We start from the raw sequence: 24,095 nt of genomic DNA on the forward strand, positions 1-24,095 counted from the left end.
CCAGCAAGGAGAAACGCACTAAGCAGACACCAATCAGTGAAGAGGCATGACCTTGGGGTGGGTCAATTTTCGATGCAACTGGTGGGTCAGTTTTAGGTGCAAATCAACACCAAGCGCATCTGGCGCCCGTATAGCAAGGCCGGACTGAGCGGGCGCCGGCGGAGGCAACGCATTGCTGCTGTCGAGCGAAGCCGCAGCCGGTTGCAACGGGCCCGACCCAAGCTGCCAGCTCATGCTCTCCTGCATCGACCAACCAACATGGCGAGACTACGGGTCCAGCACTGCCGCGGCACAGACCGCAACGCGGAGCGTGGCGCAAATAAATGATCAGTTAGGAGACTAACCGGATTGGACCCGGATACTGCCCCACGGTCGAGTCTTTGGTTAGAAGGATGATGCCTTCGACAGTCGCCTGTGCGATCAGCATCCGGTCGAACGGATCCTTGTGCAGCGGGGGGAGGCTCTCGACAGCGACGGCATGCTCGCTACCAATCGGCAGCTCGTTGTATTCGTTGTCGAGCAATCCGCGTCGCAAAACGCGCGGATCGACGCGAAAGTCGCTCCGACCGAGTCCCCGCTTGATCGCGATTTCCCAAATGCTCGCGGCGCTAAAAAACAGCTCGATTTCTCGCGATTGCATCAGTGCCATTGCCTCGGCCGGCAGCTTCTCTGGCGAACTCGCTGCCCAAATCAGCAGATGGGTATCCAGCAGAACCTTCACGCGTCACCTTCAAATAGGTTCTCGATCTCCTTCTTGCCCATCTCGTCAAAGTCATCGGGAACACTGAACTCGCCGGCGAGAAAACCGAGCCGTTTCACATCCCTGCCGGTAGGCGCGGAAAGAGGCACGACTTTGACCAACGGCTTACCCGCTTTGGCGATGACAAAGGGCTCGCCGTTTGCCGCCTGTTCTACCAGCCTCGACAGATGGGTCTTGGCCTCGTGGATGTTGATGGTTTGCATGGTTAACAAAGTAAACTAAGTCCAATTAGTCTAGTTTTAATAGCCCGTTGTCGCAAGTTGAAAAACGACCGAGAAGCCGACCAAGGCGGTTAATCCGGCCAAAAGTTATTTATTAGGCGCCTTGAAAAGCAGCGATGACAGCCGATGAGCTCGAGTTGCGTGATCGCCCTAGACAGATCGTTCCGAATCATCGCGTTCTCGACGCTGGTCGCGGCTGGCCTCGAGTTCGTGCCAGTGGACGATCGAGCTGCATCGCGTTGCCGAGGTCTTCCAGTCGGCATATTGATCAGGCATGTAAACGGCGCACAGGCGGAAGCTGGCAGCGATAGCAATCGCCTCGTCGAGAAAAAAGGCGCGGTGTTTGATATAGCCTCCGTGGGCAATAGCCCGCAGGCCCGGCAGTCCAGCCGGCCATAGATCCACCCGCCGGGGTGGGCCGCCGAGCATAGCCGGCACGAAGCTTTCGTAGTCTTGCCGTTCTGGACACTAACGTCCAGCTTCTCGGTTCGAACGTGGCTTTCTGCACTCGCCGGCCACACCTTAGGGCGTCCACCCCCGGCATGCAGAGGTGCTTAATTAGGGGCTTGAAATGGATGCTTTCCGTTGCTATTTTTATTTCCGCTCAGGCAGTCGCGACTCGCGCTGCGTGTTTCTGTTTGTTTGCCAGCGGTGAGGGCGGGTGAATGGGAGCGCGTGAAGCCCTTCACTCCTCGCTGCGCTCTACAGGAGGATACGACCATGACTGACGCATTTTTCGGAACCGACCTTCTCAATGACTTCGATCGTCTGCAAAGGCAGATGACAAGCGTATTCGGCGGATTTCCGTCCAGCATCCGCGCCGGGCGCGCCGGCGCATTTCCTGCCATCAACGTTGGGGCAACTGACGACTCGATTGAGATCGTGGCTTTTGCACCCGGACTCAAGCAGGAAGACATCGAAGTCACCATCGACCGTGGGCTGTTGACGATCAGCGGTGAACGACAACCGCCCTGGCAAGACTCCATGCCGGAGTCACGGCATTACGCTCAGGAGCGCTTTGTTGGAGCGTTCCGGAGGGTGATTGAACTGCCGGAGGGCGCAGATCCTGACAAAGTTCAGGCCCGATATGCCAACGGTTGCCTTTTGGTAAGCGTGGGTAGGCGAGAGGCGTCCAAGCCCCGAGCGATCACTGTCCAATAATGTCAAGGAGGCTGCCATGAACGACAACTCCCAACTTGCACAACGTAACGGTGGTGCTGTGGCCCAGCGCCCTGAGGAGAAGGGCGGGCGACGAGTCACCTTGGTCCCGGCTGTGGACATTGTGGAAGACACTAATGGCGTTACGTTGTGGGCTGACCTCCCAGGCGTGAGCCGCGAGAATCTTCAGGTCAGCTTCAACGACGGTGCATTGCACATCGAAGGGCAGGCGGTCGTGCCGACGCCCTCCGGTCTTCGCGTGCAGCATGCGGAAATTCGCCAACCTCACTTTGCGAGGTCGTTCTCGTTGCGACCGGACTTGGATGCCGGGCAAATCGGGGCGCTGCTGCAGGACGGCGTACTAAAACTAACTATCCCTCGACGTGAGGAAGCGAGACCGCGGCGCATTGCGATCAATTCGGCTTAGGCAATCGGCGTCTGCGAGGGGGCGCGTTCCGGGGCGTTCCAGGGCGGCCCCTCGGCGTCGGCCCCCTAGCAGACCGAGCGTATCGGTTTCGACCACGAAAACATGAATTGCTGATTGACTGCTGAGGTCGTCATGGAATTTGATACCGATTGGATGACATTAGGTACTCATCGGATACGGCTACGCTGCGTCCGTGGGTTTCCAACAGAGAAGATGCGCACTATTGCGGAGCTTGCTCGCATTGCAATCGAACACAATATGAGCGCAGCAGCCAGGCTACTGGAAGTGGTTGCGGATCGATCCAATGCATATTGGATAAAAATCGGCACGACATTTCCGAAGGATAAGGATATGGCGCCCGAACTCGAGCTGGCGCTGGCCACCATCCTCGGCCTGAAGGCGGATCAGATCAATTTGGAGGTCACAGTCGTCAGCCAAGCTGAAGTCGACCTGCACTTCGGCGCGTACGAACGTATGCTTGCTGAGAGGATTGGGATCATCCCTCCAATACAGTGATTCAGGGCAAGCCGCGGTGATGAAGCCGGCCCTATTCATGTAGAGAGCGGTTGACATTCAAACGCAATACCTGGCAGTTGCCTCTCAGCCTGGCCCTAGCGGCACGCCCGCGTGACCGGTGCCATGGCTCAACCAGCGCGCCAAGCGGCCCAGCCATGGCAAGATGCCGACATGCGCATTTCGTCCCAATCTAACGCAACGCCGCCATTCGCCGCAGCCAGTCCCGCCGAGCAACTCCGCCGGCGGGCCGAGGCTATTCTGTGGGTCCGAACCCAGATGGCGAAATTCTCCCTCACTCTCGAGGATTTGGTCGCCGCAGGGTGTTTCCCGATCGACGTCGCTTCGTCGGCATCCAAGGTGGTCGCGCGCTATCGCAGCGCCGACGGCCAAAGTTGGAACGGGGAGGGGGCCTTACCTGAATGGCTGCAGCGGGCAGTCAACGCCGGGCAGTCGATGGAACATTTTCGGGTCGGCTAGGTTGGGTTGCCACGAGGGTCGAGACGGGGCATCTTAGTCGTTCAAAACCCCATACGCGGGGTGCTGCTGACGAGCGCTCCGAAGAGGTTGCGCTCACTTATATGAAGAAACGTAGGACGGGCTCGGACTGCGCAACCTGGCGTCCTGTAGTAGCCTTTTTTGGGACTTCTACTTCCAACGCAGGCACTACCCAACGCGGTCATGGACGCACCATCAAAAGGCCTATCGCCAAGTGTTGTCAATCATGACACCACATTGCCGGGCGCTACGTGCCGAAACGAGTTGACCGAGCGCATTGCCAATCACGATTGGACCCGAAGTGTCCTCGGGACCCCGGAGAGCTGGCCTCGTACGTTGCGTACGATGGTGGCGTTGATGGAGAACTCGAAGGTGCCGATGTGGCTTGGTTGGGGGCCGTCTCTATGCATGATTTACAACGCGGCCTACATAGAGTTGCTTGGTAACAAGCATCCTGATGCAATGGGCCAGCCCATTCGCGAGGTCTGGTCAGAAATCTGGCCAGACATTAGCGAGCTCATCGCGACCACAATGTCAGGTGAGGGTATCTGCGCGGACGATATGCCGCTCTTGGTCAAGCGAAAGGACGTCGAGGAGCAAGCATACTTCTCATTCTCGTACTCCCCGGTTCGCGATGAGGGGGACCATATCCAGGGGATGGTTTGCACAGTCTGGGAGACTACGAAGAAGGTCAACTACCGTCGAGAACTGCAGGATAGTCAGGCGCGGTTTCTGGCGCTGACGAAGGCCAGCGCCAACGTCATCTATCGCGCAAGCGCCGATTGGTCAGAGCTAATCGTCGTGGAGGGGCAGGGATTACTGGCCAACGTCGGTGCCCCGAATCGATCGTGGCTTGACGGCTATGTCCCCCTTGAGGATCGGGCGCGGGTCTGGCAGGCAATTCAACGCGCGGTGGCTGACAAATCTACCTACGAGCAAGAACATCGGTTCGTTCGTGTTGATGGTTCGGTGGGCTGGACCATGTCTCGCGCGGTCCCCATGCTCGACGCGGCCGGAGAGGTCGTGGAGTGGTTTGGCACGGCGACCGATGTCACCTCGAGGCACGAAGCGGAGACTGCACTGGCAGAGGCGCAGAAAGGCAAGGATCGTTTCCTCGCCATGCTGGCGCACGAGTTGCGCAATCCTTTGGCTCCGATTCGGAATGGATTGCAGGTTTTGAACTCCCGCCTGGACTCAAGCCAGCCTGGCGGCGTGCTTGCCACGCTCAACAAACAGGTCGACCACCTGGTCCGGTTGGTCGATGACCTCATGGACGTTGCCAGAATCAATACCGGCGTGCTTCAGGTCAAGCCCAGCCGCATCGAACTGGGAAGTGCGATTCAAAGCGCGATCGCACTGAGCAGTCCTGCCATTGAGAGCGGAAAGCATGCTTTAGTTGTCCAATTGCCATCTGATCCGTTGTTCGTCAGGGGAGACGAGGTCCGATTGGCGCAGGCTTTCTCCAATCTTCTGAACAACGCGGCGAGATATACGCCCACCCCGGGGCGGATCGAGGTGTCAGTGCTCTCGGAGATTGGTCATGCAGTAGTGCATGTGGCTGACAACGGCATAGGTATCGAGCTTGAGGATCAAGCGAGATTGTTTGCGCTCTTCGACCGCTTGCACCCGAGGGTCGCATCAGGTCAGGGATTAGGGGTCGGACTTGCACTTACGAAGTTGGTTCTCGACGCGCACGGGGCCACTATTGCGGTCCGAAGCGGTGGCACGGGAAAGGGCAGTTGTTTTACCGTGTCGATTCCACTCTCCACCGAGGTCACCGTCGATGTCGCCGGCAGAACCGAGCCTGCGCCAATCCAAGGGCTCAGAGTGCTGGTCGTCGATGACAACCGCGATGCGGCGGATAGTCTCGGCCTGTTGGTCGATTTGATTGGCTGCAGGTCGACGGTCTTCAATTCCGGCTTCGCTGCTCTGGAGGCACTCGATGCTGTAGCCCCTCAAGTGGCACTGTTGGATGTTGGCATGCCGGAAATGGACGGGTGCGCTCTAGCGCGAGCTATCCGGTCCATCGATAGACACCGCGACGTGGTATTGATTGCGGTGACGGGCTGGGGCCAGCCGCAAGACAGGGCGAGGACGACTGCGGCCGGTTTTGACCACCACTTGGTCAAGCCAATCAGTATCGAGCAGCTCCAGCCAATATTGGCGGGCATAGACAAGCTAGGTGCCACAAAATCCCAACAAGAATAGCCTTAGAGAGATGTCGCCCCGGAGACCGTGGTGACCTCATTGAAGATCATTGAAGCGGTAAAGCAAGGCAGGGTTCGTTGAGAGGATGCTGTCCCGCACGGGCTGCGGGAACCAGCGAGCGAGCAGGTTCGCGAGTGCGGCGTCGTCTGGCTTGACCGACTCCGTGGCATGGGGCCAGTCGGTACCCCATACGAGCCGAGAAGCAAAGCGGTCGCCGAGGTTTGCGACGAAGTCATCAAGCCGATGCAGATCGGGGCTGCCGTGCGGCACCGCCATGTAGGCGCCGGACAGCTTTAGCCACCCGTGGCCGCTGCCGAGCAGCTTGTTGACCGCCCGGATCATTAGTGGGGCTAACGATGGTTCAGTGCAGGCTCGGGCGAAATGATCGACGACGATGTCGACACCGAGCCCCAGCAGGTGATCCACTTCCTGCAGGAAGTCATTGGGCAGCATGTGGACCTGCAGATGCCAGCCAACGTGGCGAAGCCTTGCTGCTAACGGCTTCGCCATCGTGATATCGGTCGCACCCTTTTGAACGAGGTTCAGGCGTGCGCCGACCACGCCGGCAGCCGCAAGCTGGTCCAGTTCCCGATCGGGGGTATGTGGCGTGACCACGGCCACGCCGCGCGCCGACGGACCGAAATACTGCAATGCCGCGAGCGTTACCCGATGGTCGGTGCCATACGACGACGGCTGGACGACCACGTTGCGGCGGGTGCCAAGACGCGTGCGAAGTTTCTCGTATTGCGCGGGCGTGGCGGCACCATGCGTCAGCAATGCGTTCTGCGCAAAGGGCAGCGCCGGGTCGAAGATATGCATGTGACAGTCACATGCGTTGTCAGGCATGACGAACGCCGGTGCGTCGGTACCTGCCGAGTGAGGAACGCTGTCCGTCATTGCGTGACGCTCCTGGGTCGTTGGCGTGTCAGCGTTTGGCTGCCGCCGAGGTGTTCCAGAACCGATAGGTGCGTTCCAGTTCGGATTTGGCCTCAGGAATTGAGGAGGAGTCCACCAGATCTAGCGACATGTCGCTGACCTGTTTCCGTACGTCCGGGTTGGCGAGCGTCTTGCGCAGCGCCGCGTTGAACTTGTCCGCGATCGTCGTGGGCAGGTTCTTCGGCGCGAAGAACGCATTGAAGCTGTTGAGGTTCAGGCCCGGCACACTGGCTTCGGCGAAGGTCGGGACCTCGGGCAGCAGTTGTGAACGCTTGTCGCCCGTGACCGCGAGCGGGCGCACTTTCTTCGCGCGCACCATGGTGACGGCTTCCGGAGAACCGGTCACTCCGGAGGCAAGTTGGCCGCCGATGAGTTGCGGCATCATCAGCGCGGACCCGTTGAAGGGGATGGCTTCGATCGCGACGCCTGACTTATTGCCGACGCTGCTGCCGATGAGATCCGGCATTCCGCCCATCAGCGGTACACCGTAATTGCGTTTGCTTGGGTCGTTCTTCGCAATCTCCATGAACTGCTGAAGGGTCGTAGCGGGGCTGGTGATCGGCACTGAGAGCACCCACTGGAAGCGGGCCACAGTACCGAGAGCCGTGAAGTCCCGCAGGGCGTCATACCCGGCCGTCGGTGTAATCAACGGCACGATCACAACGGAGTGGTCGAGAGCGAGCAGGTACACGGAGCCGTCGGCCGGCGCGTTCTTGACGTAAGCGGTGCCAATCTGGCCACTGGCGCCCGGGCGGTTTTCCACCACCACAGTGTGGCCCAGCTCCTTGGCGAGGCCGGGCGCGAGCAGGCGAGCGAGCGCGTCAGTGGCGCCGCCTGCTGCGAATGGTACGACGATGCGGATGGGGCCGTTGTATTCCGCGGCGTACGCGGCAGTCGATACGGTAGTGCTCAGGGCGAGCGCTACCAGCATGCGCATGAGGATGTGCATGAGTGTCTCCGGATATTTGGGAAAGGCGCTTCTGTGAGCGCTCCAGCGATGCAGGAAGACGCGCCCGTTGCGGGGCGCGTCAACATCAACGGAGGCCGAAGCGCTCCAGGGTTTCGCCGAGCTTAAGCAGTTGGACCATTGTCTGGCCTTCCTTCAGCGCGACGCGCATGGCTTCTTCCTTCGCCTCGCGCTCGATGCTCTTGTTGATGACGCTCTCCACCTCATCGGGCGAGACCACGACCAAACCGTCACGGTCACCGATGATGATGTCGCCCGCATGGATCTGGGCGCCGCCGAAGTGCACCGGCACGTTGACTCTGCCAGGCTGATTCTTGCCGGTGCCCTTGATAGATAGCCCACGGCAGAACACGGGGAAACCCATCTCGATGATGGCGTTGCCATCGCGTACCGAACCGTTCACGACTAGACCCGCGAGTCCCAGCTCAAGCGCGGCGAGGGTCAGGATGTCGCCCCAGGGTCCTGCTTCGAGAAAGCCCTTGGCGTCGACGACGAGTACGTCGCCGGGCTTCGTCTTGGTCAGGGCATAGTGGATCATCAGGTTATCGCCGGGGCGGATGTCCACGGTGACGGCCGGTCCGGCCATGCGTAGAGTCGGATCCAGGGGTTTGAGGCCCGAATCGAGCGCGCCTTTCTGGCCCTGGGCTTCATGGATGGTGGCAGTGCCCAATCCTTTGAGGCGGTTGATGTGTTGTGCGATGGCGGACATATCGTCTCCGTTTTGAGTGATTACTGTGTGTTGCTGGTGTGCGAATAGTACAAAATAAAAACAATAAAGCTCAAGAAGAAGTTAGGCGAATGCGGGTAAACGTGAGAAATTTGCCATTTGATATGAGAATGACACCCGCTTGCCGCAAGGTTTTGTACATAAAAAGTACAACACGGTGGTAAGTGCCCCTTGTTACACAGCGCAGTCGGCTGCATTTGGTAGCATTGCGACGCGGGCCGTTGCATGCGGCCCTGTGGGGAGTGACCCCGAGACTCGCGTCAGGAAAATCAGAAAAGTGATGAAAAAGGGCAGCGAACAGACCTACGAAGTGCTGAAGAAGCGAATCGTGGCGGGGCACTACACGGCTGGCACCCAGCTCAAGGAGGAGCACATCGCCGAGGACATCGGCGTGAGTCGCACGCCAGTGCGCGCCGCTCTCAAGAGACTGATCGACGACGGCCTTGCCGTGCAGGAAACCGGTCGCGGCGTGTTTGTCGCCGGTTTTACGCGCTGGGATATCGAGGACATGTTCCGTCTGCGCATTCGCCTCGAACCCTTTGCCGCGCGGCTGGCCGCGGAGCGGGCCGATGCGTCCACCATCGCGCGTCTGAAGCAGTGCAATCAGGAGATGGCTGGTGCTATCGAAGGTGCACGCGATTCCGAGAGTGGGATTGAGGCGGTGCAGGCAGCGAACAGTCGCTTCCACCGTTTGATGCTCGATGCCGCCGGGTCCCAGCGGCTGAAGACGATCCTCGAGACCATGATCGATATGCCGATCATCACACGCTCGTTCTTCCTCTACGAATATGCAGACCTGCTACGCAGCCTGCAACACCACCGCGATATCGCCATGGCGGTCGAGCTGCATGATGGCGACCTGGCCGAGCAGCTCATGTCAGTTCATCTGCTGGTCTCTAACCAGCGGTTCATGAGCCGGCGGCTGGACAGTTTCGAGTCGCGTACGGATGACGTACAAAAATAGAACAATTTAGCGTCTGCGACGCACTTCAGCCCTTCAGACTATGCAGAAATTTTCCACGTTTACCCTGAAAACCTAGATTTGTCGTTGTTCTGACTGTATTTTTTTTGTACTCTTTGGCTTCATTAGCAAGGAGGCAGTCTTGAACATCGCAATCATCGGCCTGGGCGAAGTCGGCCGCTGCTACGTCAGCGCGCTCGCCACTATTCCGGGCACCACCTTCCAGTTCTGCGACACCCATTTGTCGCAGGCAGGCCGTGAGCTCGTCGCGAGCTTTGACCTGAGTGTTCATGATCAGATCGGTCCCTGGCTTGCTGATGCCGACTGGGTGCTGTCCTGCGTGTTCGGTGCCGTGGCGCTCGACGTGGCAGGCCAATGCTTCGAGCAGATGAAGCTCGGCGCGCGCTATGCCGATCTGACGACGGCTAGCCCCGCGGACAAGCGTGTGGCGGCTGTGCGTGCGAAGGCCAAGGGCATCGGTTACGCGGATGTCGCAGTCATGGGCGCGATCTCGCTGGCGTTGTCGAAGACGCCGCTGCTGTGCGCGGGCGATGCCGCGGACGACTTTGCGGCACTGATCCAGCGTTCGGGCGGCAATGCGCGCGTCGTCGAAGGCGGTGCAGCAGGCGATGCCATCTCGTTGAAGGTTCTGCGCAGCGTGTTCACCAAGGGGATGGAGGCGCTCGCGGTGGAACTGCTGATGGCGGCGGAGAAGCAGGGCGTGCGCGCGAAGCTGTATGGCGTACTGAAGGACATCGATGACAGTCCGCTCGAGGACTTCATCAACATGCTAGTGCGCACGCACACGATTCATGCGCGGCGACGTACGCACGAAGTGGCGGAAGCACAGAAGGAATTGCAGGGGGCGGGACTGACATCACTCGTGCTACCCGGCGTGGAGGCCCGCTTCGCCAGCACCGCCGCCGCGATTGAGGCCGGCCCGGTAGGAGAGAACCCGTCGCTTGAGGACGCACTTCAGTGGCTCCTCCGCCAGGCTGCATAACGACACAAGCATCGCCACGATAAAAAATCTCGGAGACAGGACATGCGTACCCTCTATCTCGCAGCAGCGATTCTTGCAGCGACGTTTGCGCCCCCGGCAGTGTCTGCTGCAGACAAGTACCCCAATAAACCTGTGCGTATGCTGGTGGGCTTTCCGCCCGGTGGTTCAGCGGATATCAACGCCCGCATCGTCGCCCAGGGACTGGCCTCGCAGCTGTCCGGCTCGATCGTCCCGGACAACAAGCCCGGCGCCGGCGGCAATATCGCGGCCACGGAAGCCAAGCGCGCGGCGCCCGATGGTTACACGATCTTCTACAGTACCTCGGCTATCGTGCTTGCGCCGTCGCTGTACCAGAACGTCCAGTTCGATGCGTTCACGGATTTCGTGCCGATCAGCCTGACGGCCAATATTCCGCTGGTCCTCGTCACGACGCCGAACCTGCCCGTGAGCAACGTCAAGGAACTCGTTGCCAACGCGAAGGCCAATCCCGGCAAGCTGAATTACGCATCATCGGGCGCGGGGGCCCTGCTACACCTCGGTGGCGCGCTCTTCGCCAAGGAGATGGGCATCCAAGCTACGCACGTAGCGTACAAGGGCAGCGCGCCCGCCATCACGGACTTGATTGCAGGAGCGACGCAGTTCATGTTCCTTCCGCTCAACGAGGCCACGCCGCATATCAAGACCGGCAAGCTGAAGGCGCTTGCGCTTACCAGCAACAAACGAACGCCGATCCTTCCAGACGTTCCGACAATCAAGGAAGCGACTGGTCTGGACTCGCTGGTAATGGGCGCATGGCAGGGCATTTTGGTACCAAAGGGCACGCCCGATGCCATCGTGACACAGCTGCGCGATGCCACGGCACACGCGTTGCAGAACAAGGCGGTGCGCGCCAAGCTGCAGGACCAAGGCTCCGAAATTCTTGGCGGAACGCCGCAGCAGTACACGGACTACATGAAGAGCGAATCGGTGCGATGGACGCGCGTAATCAAGGAATCCGGCGCGAAGATCGAATAGCCGTACGAGCTAACGAAGCCTGCTTCGCATGCCACGTACCCGCGTACGTGGCCTTTTTACGGTATTTGTCAACGCGTTGCTCCCCGCCCGTCGCGCGTATGTAGTCGATGTCCCATCATGGCGAATCGTCAGCATTCGCAGCGCGTCGAGCACCGATCCCGGCCTAGATCATCTCTTCCTGCCGGCGCACGCGCGTTCGGCATTGCTTTGCTTGCGACTGCGGTACTTGCTGCCTGCGGTTCCGATGACAATGCCACTCCGGCCCAGTCAGCTACGCCGGGCGCCACCAAGGTTGTCGTAGACACAAGCAGGGCTGCGCCGGTAGTAGGCACCACGCAGACGCTGAAGGCGACGGTGTTTGCCGCCGATGGGAATGAGGTGAAAGGAGCAAGCTTTGCTTGGACGTCTTCCGACGAATCGGTTGCCGTGGTCACAGGGGCTTCGGACAAGTCGCCGGCAGGAATCTCGGCTTCGGTTCTGGTCAGCACCTATGCCACGGTGCAGACCCGCAATGCTGGCGTAGCCGATATCACGGCCACAGCGACGCTTGCCGATGGCGGCAGAGCCACCGCGGTTACGCATCTGGTAGTGCAGTCGGCGCCCGCAAAGTCGTACACGCTGACGCTGTCGCCCGCGACCCTGACAGTGACCGCCGGCGCGGCGGCTCAAACCGTGACCGCCGCCGTACGGCGTTCGGATGGCGTCGATGGTATCGCCGACCTGACCAACTGGTCGTGGAGCACCGGCGATATCAGTTTCCCCGTGACCGCCGCGGTGGACGGCCATTCAGCACAGATCAGCAGTCCATCATCTGCCACGCTGGGTGGCTCCGCCGTGCTCGCCGCCTGCGCGGATACACCCACAGGAGCCCGCCTGTGCGGCAACGCCGCGCTAGCCCGCCCGACGACCGTGCCGCTGCCGACTTACACGGTGGGCGGTACGGTGTCCGGTCTGGCCGCGGGGAAGAGCCTGATGCTGGCCGGGGCCAACGGCGATACGGCGGTCGTCAGCGCCGGCGGAGCGTTTTCATTCCCCACCGACTTGTCGCCGGGACGCTGTATGGCGTGACGGTGTCTGGCCAGCCTGCCGGCCAGACCTGCACTGTGCAGAACGGCAGCGGCACCATCGCCGGCACCAACGTTACCGATGTGACGATCAACTGCGTGCAGGCCCAGTTCGTGGTCGTGCCCAACAGCGTGGATTTTATGATTTCGGTCTATCGGATCGACCCGCGCAACGGAACGCTTGCCGCAGTGCCTGGCAGCCCGTTCGCCACAACGAGAAAGGTGACTGACATCGCCTTCCTGCCGTCGGGGCTGGTGGGCTACGCGATCATGCGCGACGACGACGCGGTGGAGGCATACCAGCTGGATCCAGCCACTGGCGCCCTGAGCGTTATCTCTGGCACGAGCGCGCCGACCTCCCCGATGCCGGAGATTATCTCCGTGCATCCCACGGGCAAGTGGTTAATTATTGGCGCAGGGCGCACTGTCCTCGCATTCAGCATCAACCCCATCACCAACACGGCGACGGCTACTGGACAAGGGTACTGGAGCGGTGACTTGAGCGGTCGTACATCAGGTGTCGCCGTGTCGCCGAATGGTCGGTTTATCTATTCGGTGAACACCACAACGGACGAGGTGTGGTCCATGGCCTTTGATCCGTTGCTCGGCACAGTCAATTTGCCAGACACGACGCCACCCACTGGCTCCTGCGCGCGTAGCGCTGTGGTGTCTGCCGATGGCCGGATGCTGTACTCCCTGAACATGTCCAGCAACACGATCGGCGTCGGCGCTATCGACCACGTTAGGGGTGCCGTGACCGCGATTGACGTTTTCCCGACCATGCTTTCGCCCACCGACATCGTGCTCGCCCCGTCGGGTCCGTTTGCCTATGTCCTGACTGGGGGGCAGACTGCAAATGGGATTCAGGTGGTGCGGCGCGATCTGACGACGGGTTTGTTCGATCAGAACCTGGGGAGCACGCCCACCGGCTTCAACGCGCAACGCCTGCGCGTCGATTCGAGCGGGCGCTTCCTGTCTTCGCCATCCTTCCTCGGCGAGCTCTACGGCTTCGCAATCAATTCAACCACCGGTGCGCTGACACCGGTGCCTGGCAGTCCATTCCCCACGGGCAATGGCAATCTCGGCATGGCGATTGTCGAGCCGCTGCCATAGAGAGTCGGACGCAACGGTCCGCGACAGACACCTCGCACCATCCAATGGAAAACTTCAGCGGCACCCGATGGGCTGTCGATACAAACGTAGGACGGACAGAATAGATCGGGCATGTATGGTTGCATTGGCAACTCAGAATGCCGCTACAGCATACCCCTTCGGGAGAATCCTCATGGGGACACGTGTCCGATACAGTGCGAGGCTATCTAATAGCGGGGATCCGGCGTGCGGACAATCTTTGTCCTGTTGTGCTTATGGTCTACGGCCAGCAATGCGGCGACAATCTACCAGTGTCGAGATCCTCGCGGCCAAGTAGTGTTGCAGGATCGTCCCTGCGCGGAAGGCGCACCGGAGCGTGTTGTGCGCAGTGGCCAGGATATCGCCCGTGAGCGTTACCTCGCTGCGGATGGTGACGGATCGCAAGCGTACGCCCGGGGGCTCCTTTATGGGATCTCGTGCCGTACCGCGTTCGATGGGTATAACGCGGCCCGGAGATCCCAAGACGTCGCGGCAAAAAGCGATGACCTTCGTCGATTGCGTGAGACCAACGAGGCGGTCGCTAGAGCTGGTCGGCACTTATCCGAACTGGGCTGCTAATTTCTCCTCATTGGGGGATCCGTCTCCTTCTGACAGCAGTTGGTCGCACTATTGATGCCTGGTGGGGCGGGACGCTACGTCGCGAGGGGGGAATGATCCGCGCAGCACGACGGGTGTGACCGCGATGTTGATACGCGTGGGGATCATTGTCGGCTGCGATCTCGTTCTGCTTCAGAATTTTGTTTTTTGCGTTCCCATGCTGGCGGACTGGCGTCGCCCTGAATCAACGGCGCACATGACACGCCTGCGTGCACCTCAACTTCGACGCGCGGCGCATTCCGCGTGGCAATCCAGTAGAGCATCGAGCTCAATGCGGCAGCGGCCGTGCCGACGACGGCGAGCGATGTGGACAGGCCGTTCTGCGGATCGGCCAGCCGCTCATTAATCCAACCCACCGCGAACGGACCCACTCCACCGCTGATGGCATTGGTCAGAAATACGAGCAACGCGATGGAGCGGCCGCGCATCCGGTTGGGAATGGCAATCTGCAGCGGCACCGGCGCGAGCGCCATCACGATACTGGCGGCGAACGCGCAGACCCCGTACATGGCAAGAGCAAGCATCGCCGACGGGGCCAGCGGCGCGATGCACGCGGCCGGAACGAGCGCGGTGGCCGCGCACGCGGCGATACGCAACACCTTGCGTAGGGCGCCGCGGTCGGTGACTTTTCCCACGAGCAGCGTGGCAGTAATCACGCCCGCCATCCCGCCAAGCATATACATCGGCCCGGCAAGCTTTCCCACTTCGCTCGCACTGAGTCCGAACCGTCGAATGACCATCGTGGGAAACCACGCGGCGTGCGAATAGAACAGCAGGATCAGCGCCACATACCCGAAGAAGTAGGGTAGGCAGAAGCGGTTGCGCACGAATAGTTCCCTTAGCACCTCACGTAGCGGCGGCGCATCGCCGGCACTCTCCGCATTGCGGGTGCCCTGTCGAGCGGGCTCCTTGATCGTCAGGGCCACCAGCGCGGCGAGTGCGATGCCTGGAAGTCCCACAGTGAAAAAAACCATCTCCCAGGGGTGGAGGTCATGCGCTGACAGCCACGCTGCCATTGCAGGTTGCTCCAGCCATCCAAGCAACGCTCCGCCGCCGAGTAGCGCGACGCCGCCGCCTGCATACGGGCCCAGCATGAACGCGCCGCTCGCGCGCGCAACCTTGCGAGGAGGGAAGAGGTCGCTGAAAATCGACAACGCGGCAGGACTCAGCGCTGCCTCGGCGATGGCCGTTCCCGCGCGCCAGAGCAGCAGTTCCCAGAACGTCGTGGCGGTACCGCACATCGCGGTCGAGATGGCCCAGATGGCCACGCAGACGGCACTGAGCAAGACGCGATTGGACCGGTCGACGAGCCGCGCCACGAAGACGCCCGCCGTCGCGTAGCACATCGTGAAGGTGATGCCTTGCAGCAGACCGATCTGCATATCGCTTAGCGAGAGCGACGCCTTGAGGGGCTGAACCAGAATGCTGACCACCTGGCGGTCGATGTACGAGAACGCGAAGCACAGAAAAAACATCCCGACGATGTATGCATGGGAAAACGCGCCATACGCCGTGGCCTCGGAGGAAGGGGGTTGGTTGTTCGGCATGTCGTTTGCAGGGAGATGGGTAACGTCAATGGGCAACAATCGGCTGCGAGCTATTGCCAGCGCGCATTGGCCGCCAGCAAGGCGATGCAGTCGCCCGGTTCCACGCGAGCAAACGTACGCGTGCAGACCACCATGCCATCGCCGGCGAAATGCAGTTCGCGCGGAGCCTCCCACGGCGCGTGTGGATCGAACAGCCGACCCGCCAGTTGGCCCGCCGTCACCGTCTCGCCCCGTCGGAAGCACGGCTCGAACACGCCATGCCTCGGCGCGAAGAGATAGTGACGGGCGCCGTCGACCCGGATCAGCGTGGTAGGGCGCTTCGCCGCCGCAGGCCGGTCGTGGCGCGTGAGCCCCGTTGCATGAAGGAACCGGCGCAGCCCGTCCTCGACGATTTTCACGCCATCGACGTTGCAGGCCGCGCCACCGCCAAACTCGCCACACAAAAACAGCGTGCCATGGCGCTCCGCCGCCGCTCCATAGGTGCGGTCCTCACCGAGCAGATCCATGATCATCGTGTGCGGCGCCGCGAACGCGTCCACCAGCTTGAGGTATTCCGCATGCCGTTCGGCGTTGCCGGGCAGCGCGGCGAGCAGCGTAGGCATATGGTCGAACGATGCGCCCCCTGCGTGCAGATCGAACACGATGTCCGCTCGGGGAAAGAGCTCCGTATCGACATAGTGCGCAATCATCGCCGTCAGCGATCCGTTGCGATCGCCAGGAAACATGCGATTCAGATTCCCGCGGTCGATTGGCGAGGTTCGCGAGCCATTGAGGAAGGCGGGGAAGTTCAGCGCGGGAATGACGATCAGGCGACCGTCGATGTGCATCGACGGCATGCGTTGCAGCAGCTTCATCAACGCCACCGGCCCCTCGTACTCGTCGCCGTGATTGCCGCCCGTCAGCAGGACCGTGGGGCCGTCGCCGTGCTTGAGCACGGCAATGGGCGTAGGTATATGTCCGTAGGCTGAGCGATCATGCGAATAGGGAATGCGTAACGTGCCCGTCTGAAAACCCTCGCGGTCATAGTCGATGTCCGTGGAGATCAGTGATTTCTGCGAAAGCGTAGGGGTGGAAGTGGATGACTGTCCGGGCATATTGTGTCTCCTTGAGGCGGGAACGGGTATGCACAAACTATTGACGATTTGATGAACGCGGACAATTGCCGTTGATTGCGGCTGCCGATGCCTTTCAGGCATCGCGTTCGACCTCCCGCAACTATTCCGTGCCGGAAATCATCATCGACGAAACTTCACTAGGATCGGGGGGCGCGCTGTGGCGATACTCATCGTCGTGACACCAAGGATCGAGGAGAGTGAGAGATGAAGCGTCCGACAAGAAACCTGCTGGCTGCCATGGCAATCGGCCTGATGGGGCCAGCGCTGTCAGGAATGAGCGTCGTCCATGCCGCGTGGCCGGAGAAGCCGGTCCGGTTGATCGTGCCAACCGCGCCTGGCGGGTGCCAGACATCGTCGCGAGGCTGTTCGGGGAAGCGCTTTCGCGGCGACTGGGGCAACCCGTGGTGGTCGAGAATCGGCCGGGAGCGGGCGGCAACATCGGCATTCAGGCGCTGCTGGCCGCGCCGGCCGATGGCTATACGGTGGCCTACGGTAACAACGCCACGCTGGCCACGAATCGCTTTCTGTATAGCAAGCTGCCTTACGACCCCGACAAGCTGCTGCCCATCGTCGGGCTCGTGACGACCTTCAGCATTCTCGCCGTCAATCCGTCGCTGCCAGTCAAGTCGGTTCAGGAGCTGGTGAGCTATGCGCGCGCGAATCCCGGCAAGTTGTCGATGGGATCGGCGGGCAACGGCACCACGAGCCATCTGGGCGGGGAATTGTTCAAGGTCATGACGCAGGTCGACGTCACGCATGTCCCGTACAAGGGAAGCACGCCAGCCTTGCAGGATCTCGTCGGCAACAGCGTTCAGCTGATGTTCGATAACGTGCCCTCGATCGGCCCCTATGTGTCGTCGCATCGGGTGCGTGCGCTGGCCGTGACGTCGCGCAATCGCTCGCCCCGTTATCCCGATCTTCCGACGCTGTCGGAAGCGGGGCTCAAGGGCTATGAGGTGACCGCGTGGGCCGGGTTGGTCGCGTCACCGGGCACGCCTCCGGAAGCGGTAGAGCGGCTGAACAAGGAGGTCAACACGATCCTGCGCGATCCGGAATTCCGCGCGCAGCTGGACCGGTTGTCGTTCGAGCCGCTGGGCGGAACCGCGCGCGACTTTCAGGCGCTCATCGCCGCCGAAACCGTGAAATTCGGCGAACTCGTGCGCAAGAGCGGCGCCAAAGTGGATTGAGGCACAGTATGACCATTCAATTCGACACGATCATTCGCAATGGCGACCTCATCGACGGTACGGGCGCGCCGCGGCGATCCGCCGACGTTGCAATCCGCGATGGAGAAATCGTCGCGATCGGCGACCTGCGCGATGCACGGGCTGTCACCGATATCGATGCTACCGGGCTGGCCGTAGCGCCCGGCTTCATCGATACGCACACGCACGACGACTTCCTGGTGTTCCAGTCGCCCGAGATGCTGCCGAAGGTAACGCAGGGCGTGACTACAATCATCGCGGGCAATTGCGGCATCAGCCTGTTCCCGCTCGTGACAGACACGATCCCACCGGCGCCGCTCGATATCCTGCGCGGCGGCTACCGGTTCGAATCCGTGCAGGCCTACCGGGACACGTTCGCCGCGAGTCCCGCAGCGGTCAACGTGGCGGTGCTGGTCGGGCAATCCACGCTGCGCGCGCGGCATGTCGGCCAACTAGGCGAGGCTGCGAGCGACGCGGAGATCGAACGCATGCGGGAGGATGTGGAAGCCGCGTTGCGGCAGGGCGCCATCGGCGTGTCGACGGGCACGTTCTATCCGCCATCCGCCGCCGCGCCCGAGGACGAGATCGTCCGCATGTGCGAACCGATGCGGCGGCTCGGCGGGGTACTGGTGTCGCACATGCGGGACGAGAGCGATCGTGTGCGCGAGTCGATCGACGAAACGGCGCGTATCGGCAAGGCGCTGGGCGTGTCCACGGTCATCTCGCACCACAAGCTCGTGGGCAAGCAGAACCATGGCCGTAGCCGCGAAACGCTGGCGCAGGTGAACGCGCTTGCGCAGACCATGCCGCTGTGCATGGACTGCTATCCGTACGCGGCCTCGTCGACGATGCTGCGTCCCGAGCGCGTAGACCAGTGCGACCGCATCCTGATCACCTGGTCGGCCACGCACCCCGATGTGGCCGGCCGCTATCTGGAAGAGATTGCCGAGTCATGGGGACGCACGCGCCGCGAGGTGGCGGAGTCGCTGGTGCCCGGTGGCGCGGTGTACTTCATCATGGACGAGGGCGATGTTCGCGACATTCTTGCCTATCCGGGCACGATGGTGGGCTCCGACGGCATTCCTTCGGACGAGACGCCACACCCGCGTCTGTGGGGAACGTTTCCGCGCGTGCTCGGTTTGTACTCGCGGGATCTGGGCCTGTTTCCGCTGGAGCGCGCTGTCCACAAGATGACGGGGCTCGCCGCGCTGCGCTTCGGACTGGAACGTCGCGGGGAACTGCGCGTGGGGCACGTGGCTGACATCACCGTGTTCGACCCCGCGACGATCCAGGATCGCGCCACGTTCGACGATCCGGTGCAGCCGTCCGTTGGCGTTACCCATGTGCTCGTCGCCGGCGAGGCGACGTTGCGCGATGGCGCGCCCACGGGGAATCGCCCCGGACGCTTCGTCGGATCGACGCTCGTGAAGAGCGATGCGGTCAAGGTGCCGACAACTCCTCGGAACGTTGTTCGCGCAGCCATGCAATGAATGTATGCATCGCGGGGTGGGTCAGCTTCTCTTCGAGGCAGACGAAGTAGTACGACTTCGGCGACACGTAAGCGGTGGTCGACAGGCGAATCAATCGTCCCGCGCGAATATCCTCGCCCGTCACGAAGTCGGGCAACAGCGCGACGCCCATGCCGCCCAGCGCAGCCTGCAGGCCCATGGTCAGCAGGCCGTAGCGTGGTCCGTCGCGCTCGGGTTGCCGGATGCCTTGCTGCTTCAGGTAGGATGGCCAGGCTTCGAGTGCCGCCATCTGATGCAACAGCGGCAGGCGCTTCTTCGTGGCCGTCGCCAGCGTCGCCTCGGCAGGTAGCAACTCCGGCGCGCAGACCGGAAAGAGCTCGAGCGGCATGACCTTCATCGAGTAATGATGCGGCGGCGGGGCAGAGCAGTACATGATCGCGGCATCCTGCTGGGCGTTCTCCAGATCGATGGGTCCGACCTTCGTCGTCACGTTGAGTTGGATCTGCGGCTGTTCTTTTGCGAACCGGAGCAGTCGCGGCAGCAGCCAGATGTTGCCGAGCGATACTGGCACGGAGATATCGAGCCTCCCTCCGGCGGCCCATCCCGATTGCACCTCGCGGGTAGCCTCCTCCAGCATCGCCAACGCCTTGCGCACGGTTTTCAGGTACTCCTCGCCGATTTGTGTGGCGGCCATTGCGCCCTTGCGGCGATTCAGCAATCGCGCGCCGAGGAAGTCCTCGAGCTCCGTGATCTGCTTGCTGACGGCGCCTTGCGTCAGGCAAAGCTCCTCGGACGCGCCCGTCACGCTGCCCAGGCGGGCAGTGGTCTCCAGGGCGACGAGATTGGCCAGCGCGGGCAGGTGGCGTCCAGTAGTGCTTTTCATGGGGGTCGAGTGGCGGCAGTCGCTTTGGCGGGAAGATACAACGTTTCTGCCTGCTTGCACCATGGCGTGACGGTATCATCGCCAGACGATCGCTCCGTTCGGGAACATCATGGAACTTCGGCATCTTCGTTATTTCAGCGCCGTCGCGGAACTGCGCAGCGTGCGCGCTGCATCAGAACAGCTGCACGTGACGCAGCCCGCAATCTCGCGGCAGATCCAGGATCTCGAAGAGTCGATAGGCGCTGCGCTGTTCGAGCGCACGCCGCGCGGCCTCAAGCTGACGCCGGCGGGTCAGGCGTACCTCGAGGAAACGCGAGACATCCTTGCGCGCGTCGATGCGGCCAACCGCCTCGCACGCAGGATCGCGGAAGGCGTGGAGGGCCATCTGCGTATCGGCTTCGTCGAGAACGCGGCCTGGAGCGGCATCGTTTCGGACGCGCTTCATGCCTTCGAGCAAGCGGCGCCACATATCGCCCTCGAGCTCATGCCGATGAACACGCCGGAACAGCTGGAGGCGATTTCAGCCGGACGCCTCGATGGAGGCTTCTGCTATCGCTTCGGTACGCTGCCGGAAGGCATCGCGAGCGTTCGCATCCTCGAGCAAAACGTCGTGCTGGCAGTGCCGGCGGCGTGGCCGCTCGCGAGCCTGGAGTCTGTCGCGGCAGCCGAACTGGCGGGGAAACCCTTCATCATTTTCCCGCGGCGCGTCTATCCCGCGTATTACGACCATCTGCTTTCCGCGTGCGCGGCAGCCGGCCTCACACTCGATATCCGCCAGGAAGCGTCGACGGAGACCGCGATCCTGTCACTCGTGTCGGCTGGGATGGGCGCCGCCATCGTCAATGCCGCGAATCGTGATCGTCCGCCAGCGCGCGTGCGCTTTGTGGCGTTGCGCGATCTGTCGGTGCCGTTGCCGCTCGAATTCTGCTTCGCCGCTGCAGAGACAAACGCCGCGCTGAAACGCTTCGCCGCGCAGTTTGGCTAGCCTGAAAGGCATCACCGTCCTACCTGAAAGGCATTGGTAGCGAGCGGCGTCTTGCCCGATAGTGGACGCATGTTTTTTGCTGCCGAGACGCCGCGAGCGTCCGTATGTCCATGATGACCCTTCCACATGTCCACCGAGTGGGCGCCGCAACCATTACCCGCATTGACGAGACGGTCTTTCCGCTGGCCCCTGAACGCCTGTTCCCGGCATGGACCGAGGACCACGGACGCGCGCTGGCGGAGCGCTTCGCCGCAGAAAGCCTCGACCTCACCCTTCGACGCGTACCGCTGAAAACGCACCTGTGGCTCGTCGAGCTAGATGGGCACACCATCGTTGTGGATACTGGCATCGGGAATGGCAAGTCGCGGCCTTTCAGCGCGCTATTCGACTGCTCGATAACCCGGTGCTCGAGCGCCTCGAGGCGGCGGGCTTTCATACAGAGCAGGTCGATTACGTGTTGCTGACCCATCTGCATGTCGATCATGTGGGTTGGAATACGCATCGGCGGGAGGGCAGGTGGGTGCCGCTGTTTGAGAATGCCACCTATGTCTTCGGCGAACGTGAGCGTGACTTCTTTGCGACGCCGGAAGGCGCCCCGCGCCGCATGGTGTTCGAGGACAGCGTTGCCCCGGTCATCGGAGCAGGGCAGGCGCGCACCGTGCCCGATGCGGGCGCGGAAGTTCTGGACGGCATCCGGTTCATCCCGACGTTCGGGCACAGTGCCGGGCACATGGCCATCGAGATTCGCTCACGCGGCGAAACGGCGCTGTTTTCGGGAGACGTCATGCACAGCGCGGTGCAGGTGCACCATCCTCATTGGAACTCGATGTTCTGCCAGCATCCGGAGCAGGCCCGCGCTTCTCGCCTCGCTTTGCTCGAGCGTGCGGCGGAAACGGGGGCCACGGTGTTCGCCGCGCATTTCGCGGAGACGTCGGCCGGCGTTATCACGCGAGCCGGCGACGGGTTCGAGTGGACCTACGCTCGACCTGTTCCGGCCTGAGCCGCGAGTCCCATCTTCTCCAGCGTCAACGTCTCGTCGGCGCGCCCCCAGCCGCCGTCCGCGACTTCCTCGATGAGCACCATTGAGTGAGGGCGGGCGCCTTCACCGAAGTACTCGACAAACATGGCGGTCGTGCGGTGGATGATTTCCTCCTTGCGAGCATGATCGAGGGTTCCTTCCGGGAATTTGAAGTTGGCGAATGGCATGGCAATACTCCTATGTGGTTGCATCGTTGGTGTGAGAAGTATTGACGATCCTGTCCAAGCGATAAATCTCGTACGCTGCCAACAGCTTCCGGCATACGCTAACAATCGAGGGCAGCCCGCCATAGCGCGATAAACCGCGCGGATAATCTGCCGCGGCCGTTCGCGTGCGGCATGCCTTTAGATCCGCGTGGTGAAGATACCAGCATGGCACAGCAGGAGTTGCACCACGCGCAGGTCCGCACGTGGTTGAGTAGATGCGTGGCAATGGCGTGCGCAGCGTGTCGGGCGATAGCAAGGCATGGATGCCTGCCCGTGCTATCAGAGCCCGCCCTGTGTATCGCTATCGCGGCCTCTAAAGCCTAGGGGTCAAGTATCGGGATATTGCTGTGAAGCATGGTCTGGACAAAGGATGTCTATGGCCCAGTCCATATCTCTCATCATGGCCCTTCATCGATGGTCTATCAGGATTCAACATTGACTCCTCAATCAACCCCATCGAGATCCTCATGACCCAACGAATCGACTACACCAAGGCCTCTCCCGAGGGATACAAGGCTTTCGGAAACGTGTACGTGACGCTTCAGAAAAGCGGGCTTCCGAAGCAGCTCGTCGACCTTGTCTATCTGCGGATTTCGCAGATCAATGGCTGTGCGTACTGTATCGACATGCATTCCCGCGATCTGCTGAAATCGGGACTTCATGTGGAGAAGCTGGTCCTTGTACCCGTATGGGCCGAGGCCGGCAAGGTTTTCAGCACTCGTGAACGCGCCGCGCTGGCTTGGGCGGAAAGTGTGACGCGGGTTTCGGAGACTGGCGTCCCAGACGCCGACTACCAGGCCGCAGCCGCCGAGTTCGGTGAAAAGGAGCTCGCCGATCTAACGTATGCCATTGCCTTGATGAACGCCTTCAACCGTTTTGGCGTTGCATTCCGTGCGACCCCTGCTGCCGCAGCCTGACGAGCCAAACGGTTCATGCAGGAGAAGGGTGTCCGAGCGTCGGATGTAACGGCGTAACGCACCGATCGGCGTAATACCTGTCGGTGCGGTGAGCAGGCGCCTCTTAGTTTTCAACTCACACTGGAATTACTGAAATGGCATGGATACTGCTTGGCATAGCGGGGGTGCTGGAAATCGCCTTCGCCTTCTTTATGAAGGCGTCCGAGGGCTTCTCGCGGCCGGTACCGGCTGTGCTCACCGTCCTCACTGGCGTGACGAGCGTCGTGCTTCTTTCCAGCGCCCTCCGTACCGTACCTGTCGGGACTGGATACGCGGTCTGGACCGGAATAGGTGCCGCGGGGACGGCGATCATGGGTATCGCCATACTCGGAGACTCTGCGGCACTCCCCAGAGTCGGGTGCATTGCAATGATTCTGGCCGGGGTTATCGGCCTGAAGCTCGTCTCCACGACCTAGGGTTCGCGCCGCCCCTGCGATGGCGCTGTTCTAGGCGCTACATTCATTGACAGTGCGACGTTGACACC

Annotated in this window: 26 protein-coding genes and 1 pseudogene; 17 read left to right on the top strand and 10 right to left on the bottom strand. The window is 61.5% G+C overall.

Going from position 1 to position 24,095, the window contains the following annotated elements; all coding sequences use genetic code 11:
• Positions 1 to 331 precede the first annotated feature (331 nt).
• The 3 genes from LDO41_RS32065 to LDO41_RS32075 all read right to left on the bottom strand — a co-directional run bounded on the left by LDO41_RS32065 (position 332) and on the right by LDO41_RS32075 (position 1,419).
• Positions 332 to 721 carry a type II toxin-antitoxin system VapC family toxin gene (locus LDO41_RS32065; RefSeq protein WP_223995572.1) on the bottom strand — a complete coding sequence of 130 codons (390 nt, stop codon included), beginning with the start codon at positions 719 to 721 and terminating at the stop codon, positions 332 to 334.
• On the bottom strand, positions 718 to 963 hold the full coding sequence (locus LDO41_RS32070) for a type II toxin-antitoxin system Phd/YefM family antitoxin (RefSeq protein WP_223995573.1): 246 nt from the start codon (positions 961 to 963) through the stop codon (positions 718 to 720). The genes LDO41_RS32065 and LDO41_RS32070 overlap by 4 nt, the downstream gene beginning before the upstream one ends.
• A 168-nt stretch (positions 964 to 1,131) precedes the next feature.
• Complete coding sequence (locus LDO41_RS32075) at positions 1,132 to 1,419, bottom strand: hypothetical protein (RefSeq protein ID WP_377745455.1); 288 nt, start codon at positions 1,417 to 1,419, stop codon at positions 1,132 to 1,134.
• 282 nt (positions 1,420 to 1,701) lie between these two features.
• On the opposite strand from LDO41_RS32075, the gene LDO41_RS32080 reads away from it, so the two are divergent.
• From LDO41_RS32080 to LDO41_RS32100, 5 genes are all read left to right on the top strand, one after another.
• Positions 1,702 to 2,142 carry an Hsp20/alpha crystallin family protein gene (locus LDO41_RS32080; protein ID WP_223995574.1) on the top strand — a complete coding sequence of 147 codons (441 nt, stop codon included), beginning with the start codon at positions 1,702 to 1,704 and terminating at the stop codon, positions 2,140 to 2,142.
• Positions 2,143 to 2,158: 16 nt separating this feature from the next.
• Positions 2,159 to 2,566: an Hsp20/alpha crystallin family protein gene (locus LDO41_RS32085; protein ID WP_223995575.1), complete on the top strand. Its 408-nt coding sequence runs from the start codon at positions 2,159 to 2,161 to the stop codon at positions 2,564 to 2,566.
• Positions 2,567 to 2,698: 132 nt separating this feature from the next.
• Positions 2,699 to 3,082: a hypothetical protein gene (locus tag LDO41_RS32090; protein ID WP_223995576.1), complete on the top strand. Its 384-nt coding sequence runs from the start codon at positions 2,699 to 2,701 to the stop codon at positions 3,080 to 3,082.
• A gap of 171 nt (positions 3,083 to 3,253) precedes the next feature.
• Positions 3,254 to 3,559, top strand: coding sequence for an H-NS family nucleoid-associated regulatory protein (locus LDO41_RS32095; protein WP_223995577.1), 306 nt, complete (start codon positions 3,254 to 3,256; stop codon positions 3,557 to 3,559).
• A 375-nt stretch (positions 3,560 to 3,934) separates the two neighbouring features.
• The gene (locus LDO41_RS32100; protein ID WP_223995578.1) at positions 3,935 to 5,785 is read left to right on the top strand and encodes a hybrid sensor histidine kinase/response regulator; all 1,851 of its coding nucleotides are present in this window, start codon (positions 3,935 to 3,937) and stop codon (positions 5,783 to 5,785) included.
• Positions 5,786 to 5,821: 36 nt separating this feature from the next.
• Here the strand turns inward: LDO41_RS32100 and LDO41_RS32105 are convergent, their stop codons facing one another.
• The 3 genes from LDO41_RS32105 to LDO41_RS32115 all read right to left on the bottom strand — a co-directional run bounded on the left by LDO41_RS32105 (position 5,822) and on the right by LDO41_RS32115 (position 8,397).
• Positions 5,822 to 6,682, bottom strand: a complete 861-nt coding sequence (locus LDO41_RS32105; RefSeq protein ID WP_223995579.1) for an amidohydrolase family protein — start codon at positions 6,680 to 6,682, stop codon at positions 5,822 to 5,824.
• 28 nt (positions 6,683 to 6,710) lie between these two features.
• Positions 6,711 to 7,670 (bottom strand): Bug family tripartite tricarboxylate transporter substrate binding protein, encoded by a 960-nt coding sequence (locus LDO41_RS32110; protein ID WP_223995580.1) that lies wholly within the window; start codon positions 7,668 to 7,670, stop codon positions 6,711 to 6,713.
• An 85-nt stretch (positions 7,671 to 7,755) separates the two neighbouring features.
• Complete coding sequence (locus tag LDO41_RS32115) at positions 7,756 to 8,397, bottom strand: 4-carboxy-4-hydroxy-2-oxoadipate aldolase/oxaloacetate decarboxylase (RefSeq protein ID WP_223995581.1); 642 nt, start codon at positions 8,395 to 8,397, stop codon at positions 7,756 to 7,758.
• Between the two features lie 298 nt (positions 8,398 to 8,695).
• On the opposite strand from LDO41_RS32115, the gene LDO41_RS32120 reads away from it, so the two are divergent.
• From LDO41_RS32120 to LDO41_RS34425, 6 genes are all read left to right on the top strand, one after another.
• Positions 8,696 to 9,379, top strand: a complete 684-nt coding sequence (locus LDO41_RS32120) for a GntR family transcriptional regulator (protein ID WP_223995582.1) — start codon at positions 8,696 to 8,698, stop codon at positions 9,377 to 9,379.
• Positions 9,380 to 9,518: 139 nt separating this feature from the next.
• Positions 9,519 to 10,379 (top strand): NAD(P)-dependent oxidoreductase, encoded by an 861-nt coding sequence (locus LDO41_RS32125; RefSeq protein ID WP_223995583.1) that lies wholly within the window; start codon positions 9,519 to 9,521, stop codon positions 10,377 to 10,379.
• A 42-nt stretch (positions 10,380 to 10,421) separates the two neighbouring features.
• Complete coding sequence (locus tag LDO41_RS32130; RefSeq protein WP_223995584.1) at positions 10,422 to 11,393, top strand: Bug family tripartite tricarboxylate transporter substrate binding protein; 972 nt, start codon at positions 10,422 to 10,424, stop codon at positions 11,391 to 11,393.
• Between the two features lie 426 nt (positions 11,394 to 11,819).
• The gene (locus LDO41_RS32135) at positions 11,820 to 12,461 is read left to right on the top strand and encodes a hypothetical protein (protein WP_223995585.1); all 642 of its coding nucleotides are present in this window, start codon (positions 11,820 to 11,822) and stop codon (positions 12,459 to 12,461) included.
• Positions 12,462 to 12,463: 2 nt separating this feature from the next.
• Positions 12,464 to 13,570: a lactonase family protein gene (locus tag LDO41_RS32140; protein ID WP_223995586.1), complete on the top strand. Its 1,107-nt coding sequence runs from the start codon at positions 12,464 to 12,466 to the stop codon at positions 13,568 to 13,570.
• Between the two features lie 225 nt (positions 13,571 to 13,795).
• The gene (locus LDO41_RS34425; RefSeq protein WP_223995587.1) at positions 13,796 to 14,167 is read left to right on the top strand and encodes a DUF4124 domain-containing protein; all 372 of its coding nucleotides are present in this window, start codon (positions 13,796 to 13,798) and stop codon (positions 14,165 to 14,167) included.
• Between the two features lie 143 nt (positions 14,168 to 14,310).
• Here the strand turns inward: LDO41_RS34425 and LDO41_RS32150 are convergent, their stop codons facing one another.
• Entirely contained in the window at positions 14,311 to 15,753 is a 1,443-nt protein-coding gene (locus tag LDO41_RS32150; RefSeq protein ID WP_223995588.1) for an MFS transporter, read from the bottom strand.
• Positions 15,754 to 15,803: 50 nt separating this feature from the next.
• Entirely contained in the window at positions 15,804 to 16,847 is a 1,044-nt protein-coding gene (locus LDO41_RS32155; protein ID WP_223995589.1) for a succinylglutamate desuccinylase/aspartoacylase family protein, read from the bottom strand.
• Between the two features lie 362 nt (positions 16,848 to 17,209).
• Between LDO41_RS32155 and LDO41_RS32160 the strand changes: the two genes are divergently transcribed.
• Both LDO41_RS32160 and LDO41_RS32165 read left to right on the top strand, forming a co-directional pair.
• A complete protein-coding gene (locus LDO41_RS32160; protein ID WP_223995590.1) occupies positions 17,210 to 18,055 on the top strand; it encodes a Bug family tripartite tricarboxylate transporter substrate binding protein in 846 nt (281 codons plus the stop codon).
• Positions 18,056 to 18,069: 14 nt separating this feature from the next.
• Positions 18,070 to 19,563, top strand: a complete 1,494-nt coding sequence (locus LDO41_RS32165; RefSeq protein WP_223995654.1) for an N-acyl-D-amino-acid deacylase family protein — start codon at positions 18,070 to 18,072, stop codon at positions 19,561 to 19,563.
• Here LDO41_RS32165 and LDO41_RS32170 read toward each other — a convergent pair.
• Positions 19,514 to 20,425 carry a LysR substrate-binding domain-containing protein gene (locus LDO41_RS32170; protein ID WP_223992132.1) on the bottom strand — a complete coding sequence of 304 codons (912 nt, stop codon included), beginning with the start codon at positions 20,423 to 20,425 and terminating at the stop codon, positions 19,514 to 19,516. The genes LDO41_RS32165 and LDO41_RS32170 overlap by 50 nt on opposite strands.
• A gap of 109 nt (positions 20,426 to 20,534) precedes the next feature.
• On the opposite strand from LDO41_RS32170, the gene LDO41_RS32175 reads away from it, so the two are divergent.
• Both LDO41_RS32175 and LDO41_RS32180 read left to right on the top strand, forming a co-directional pair.
• The gene (locus LDO41_RS32175; RefSeq protein ID WP_223995591.1) at positions 20,535 to 21,410 is read left to right on the top strand and encodes a LysR family transcriptional regulator; all 876 of its coding nucleotides are present in this window, start codon (positions 20,535 to 20,537) and stop codon (positions 21,408 to 21,410) included.
• A 110-nt stretch (positions 21,411 to 21,520) separates the two neighbouring features.
• Positions 21,521 to 22,410: pseudogene (locus LDO41_RS32180) on the top strand (MBL fold metallo-hydrolase).
• On the opposite strand, the gene LDO41_RS32185 reads toward LDO41_RS32180, so the two are convergent.
• On the bottom strand, positions 22,386 to 22,616 hold the full coding sequence (locus LDO41_RS32185) for a tautomerase family protein (RefSeq protein ID WP_223995592.1): 231 nt from the start codon (positions 22,614 to 22,616) through the stop codon (positions 22,386 to 22,388). The pseudogene LDO41_RS32180 and the gene LDO41_RS32185 sit on opposite strands and share 25 nt — an antisense overlap.
• Positions 22,617 to 23,122: 506 nt before the next feature.
• Between LDO41_RS32185 and LDO41_RS32190 the strand changes: the two genes are divergently transcribed.
• On the top strand, positions 23,123 to 23,572 hold the full coding sequence (locus LDO41_RS32190; RefSeq protein ID WP_223995593.1) for a carboxymuconolactone decarboxylase family protein: 450 nt from the start codon (positions 23,123 to 23,125) through the stop codon (positions 23,570 to 23,572).
• A gap of 134 nt (positions 23,573 to 23,706) precedes the next feature.
• Positions 23,707 to 24,027, top strand: a complete 321-nt coding sequence (locus LDO41_RS32195) for a DMT family transporter (RefSeq protein WP_223995594.1) — start codon at positions 23,707 to 23,709, stop codon at positions 24,025 to 24,027.
• Positions 24,028 to 24,095 lie beyond the last annotated feature (68 nt).

Source organism: Cupriavidus pampae, assembly GCF_914271485.1.
Lineage (GTDB): Bacteria > Pseudomonadota > Gammaproteobacteria > Burkholderiales > Burkholderiaceae > Cupriavidus > Cupriavidus pampae.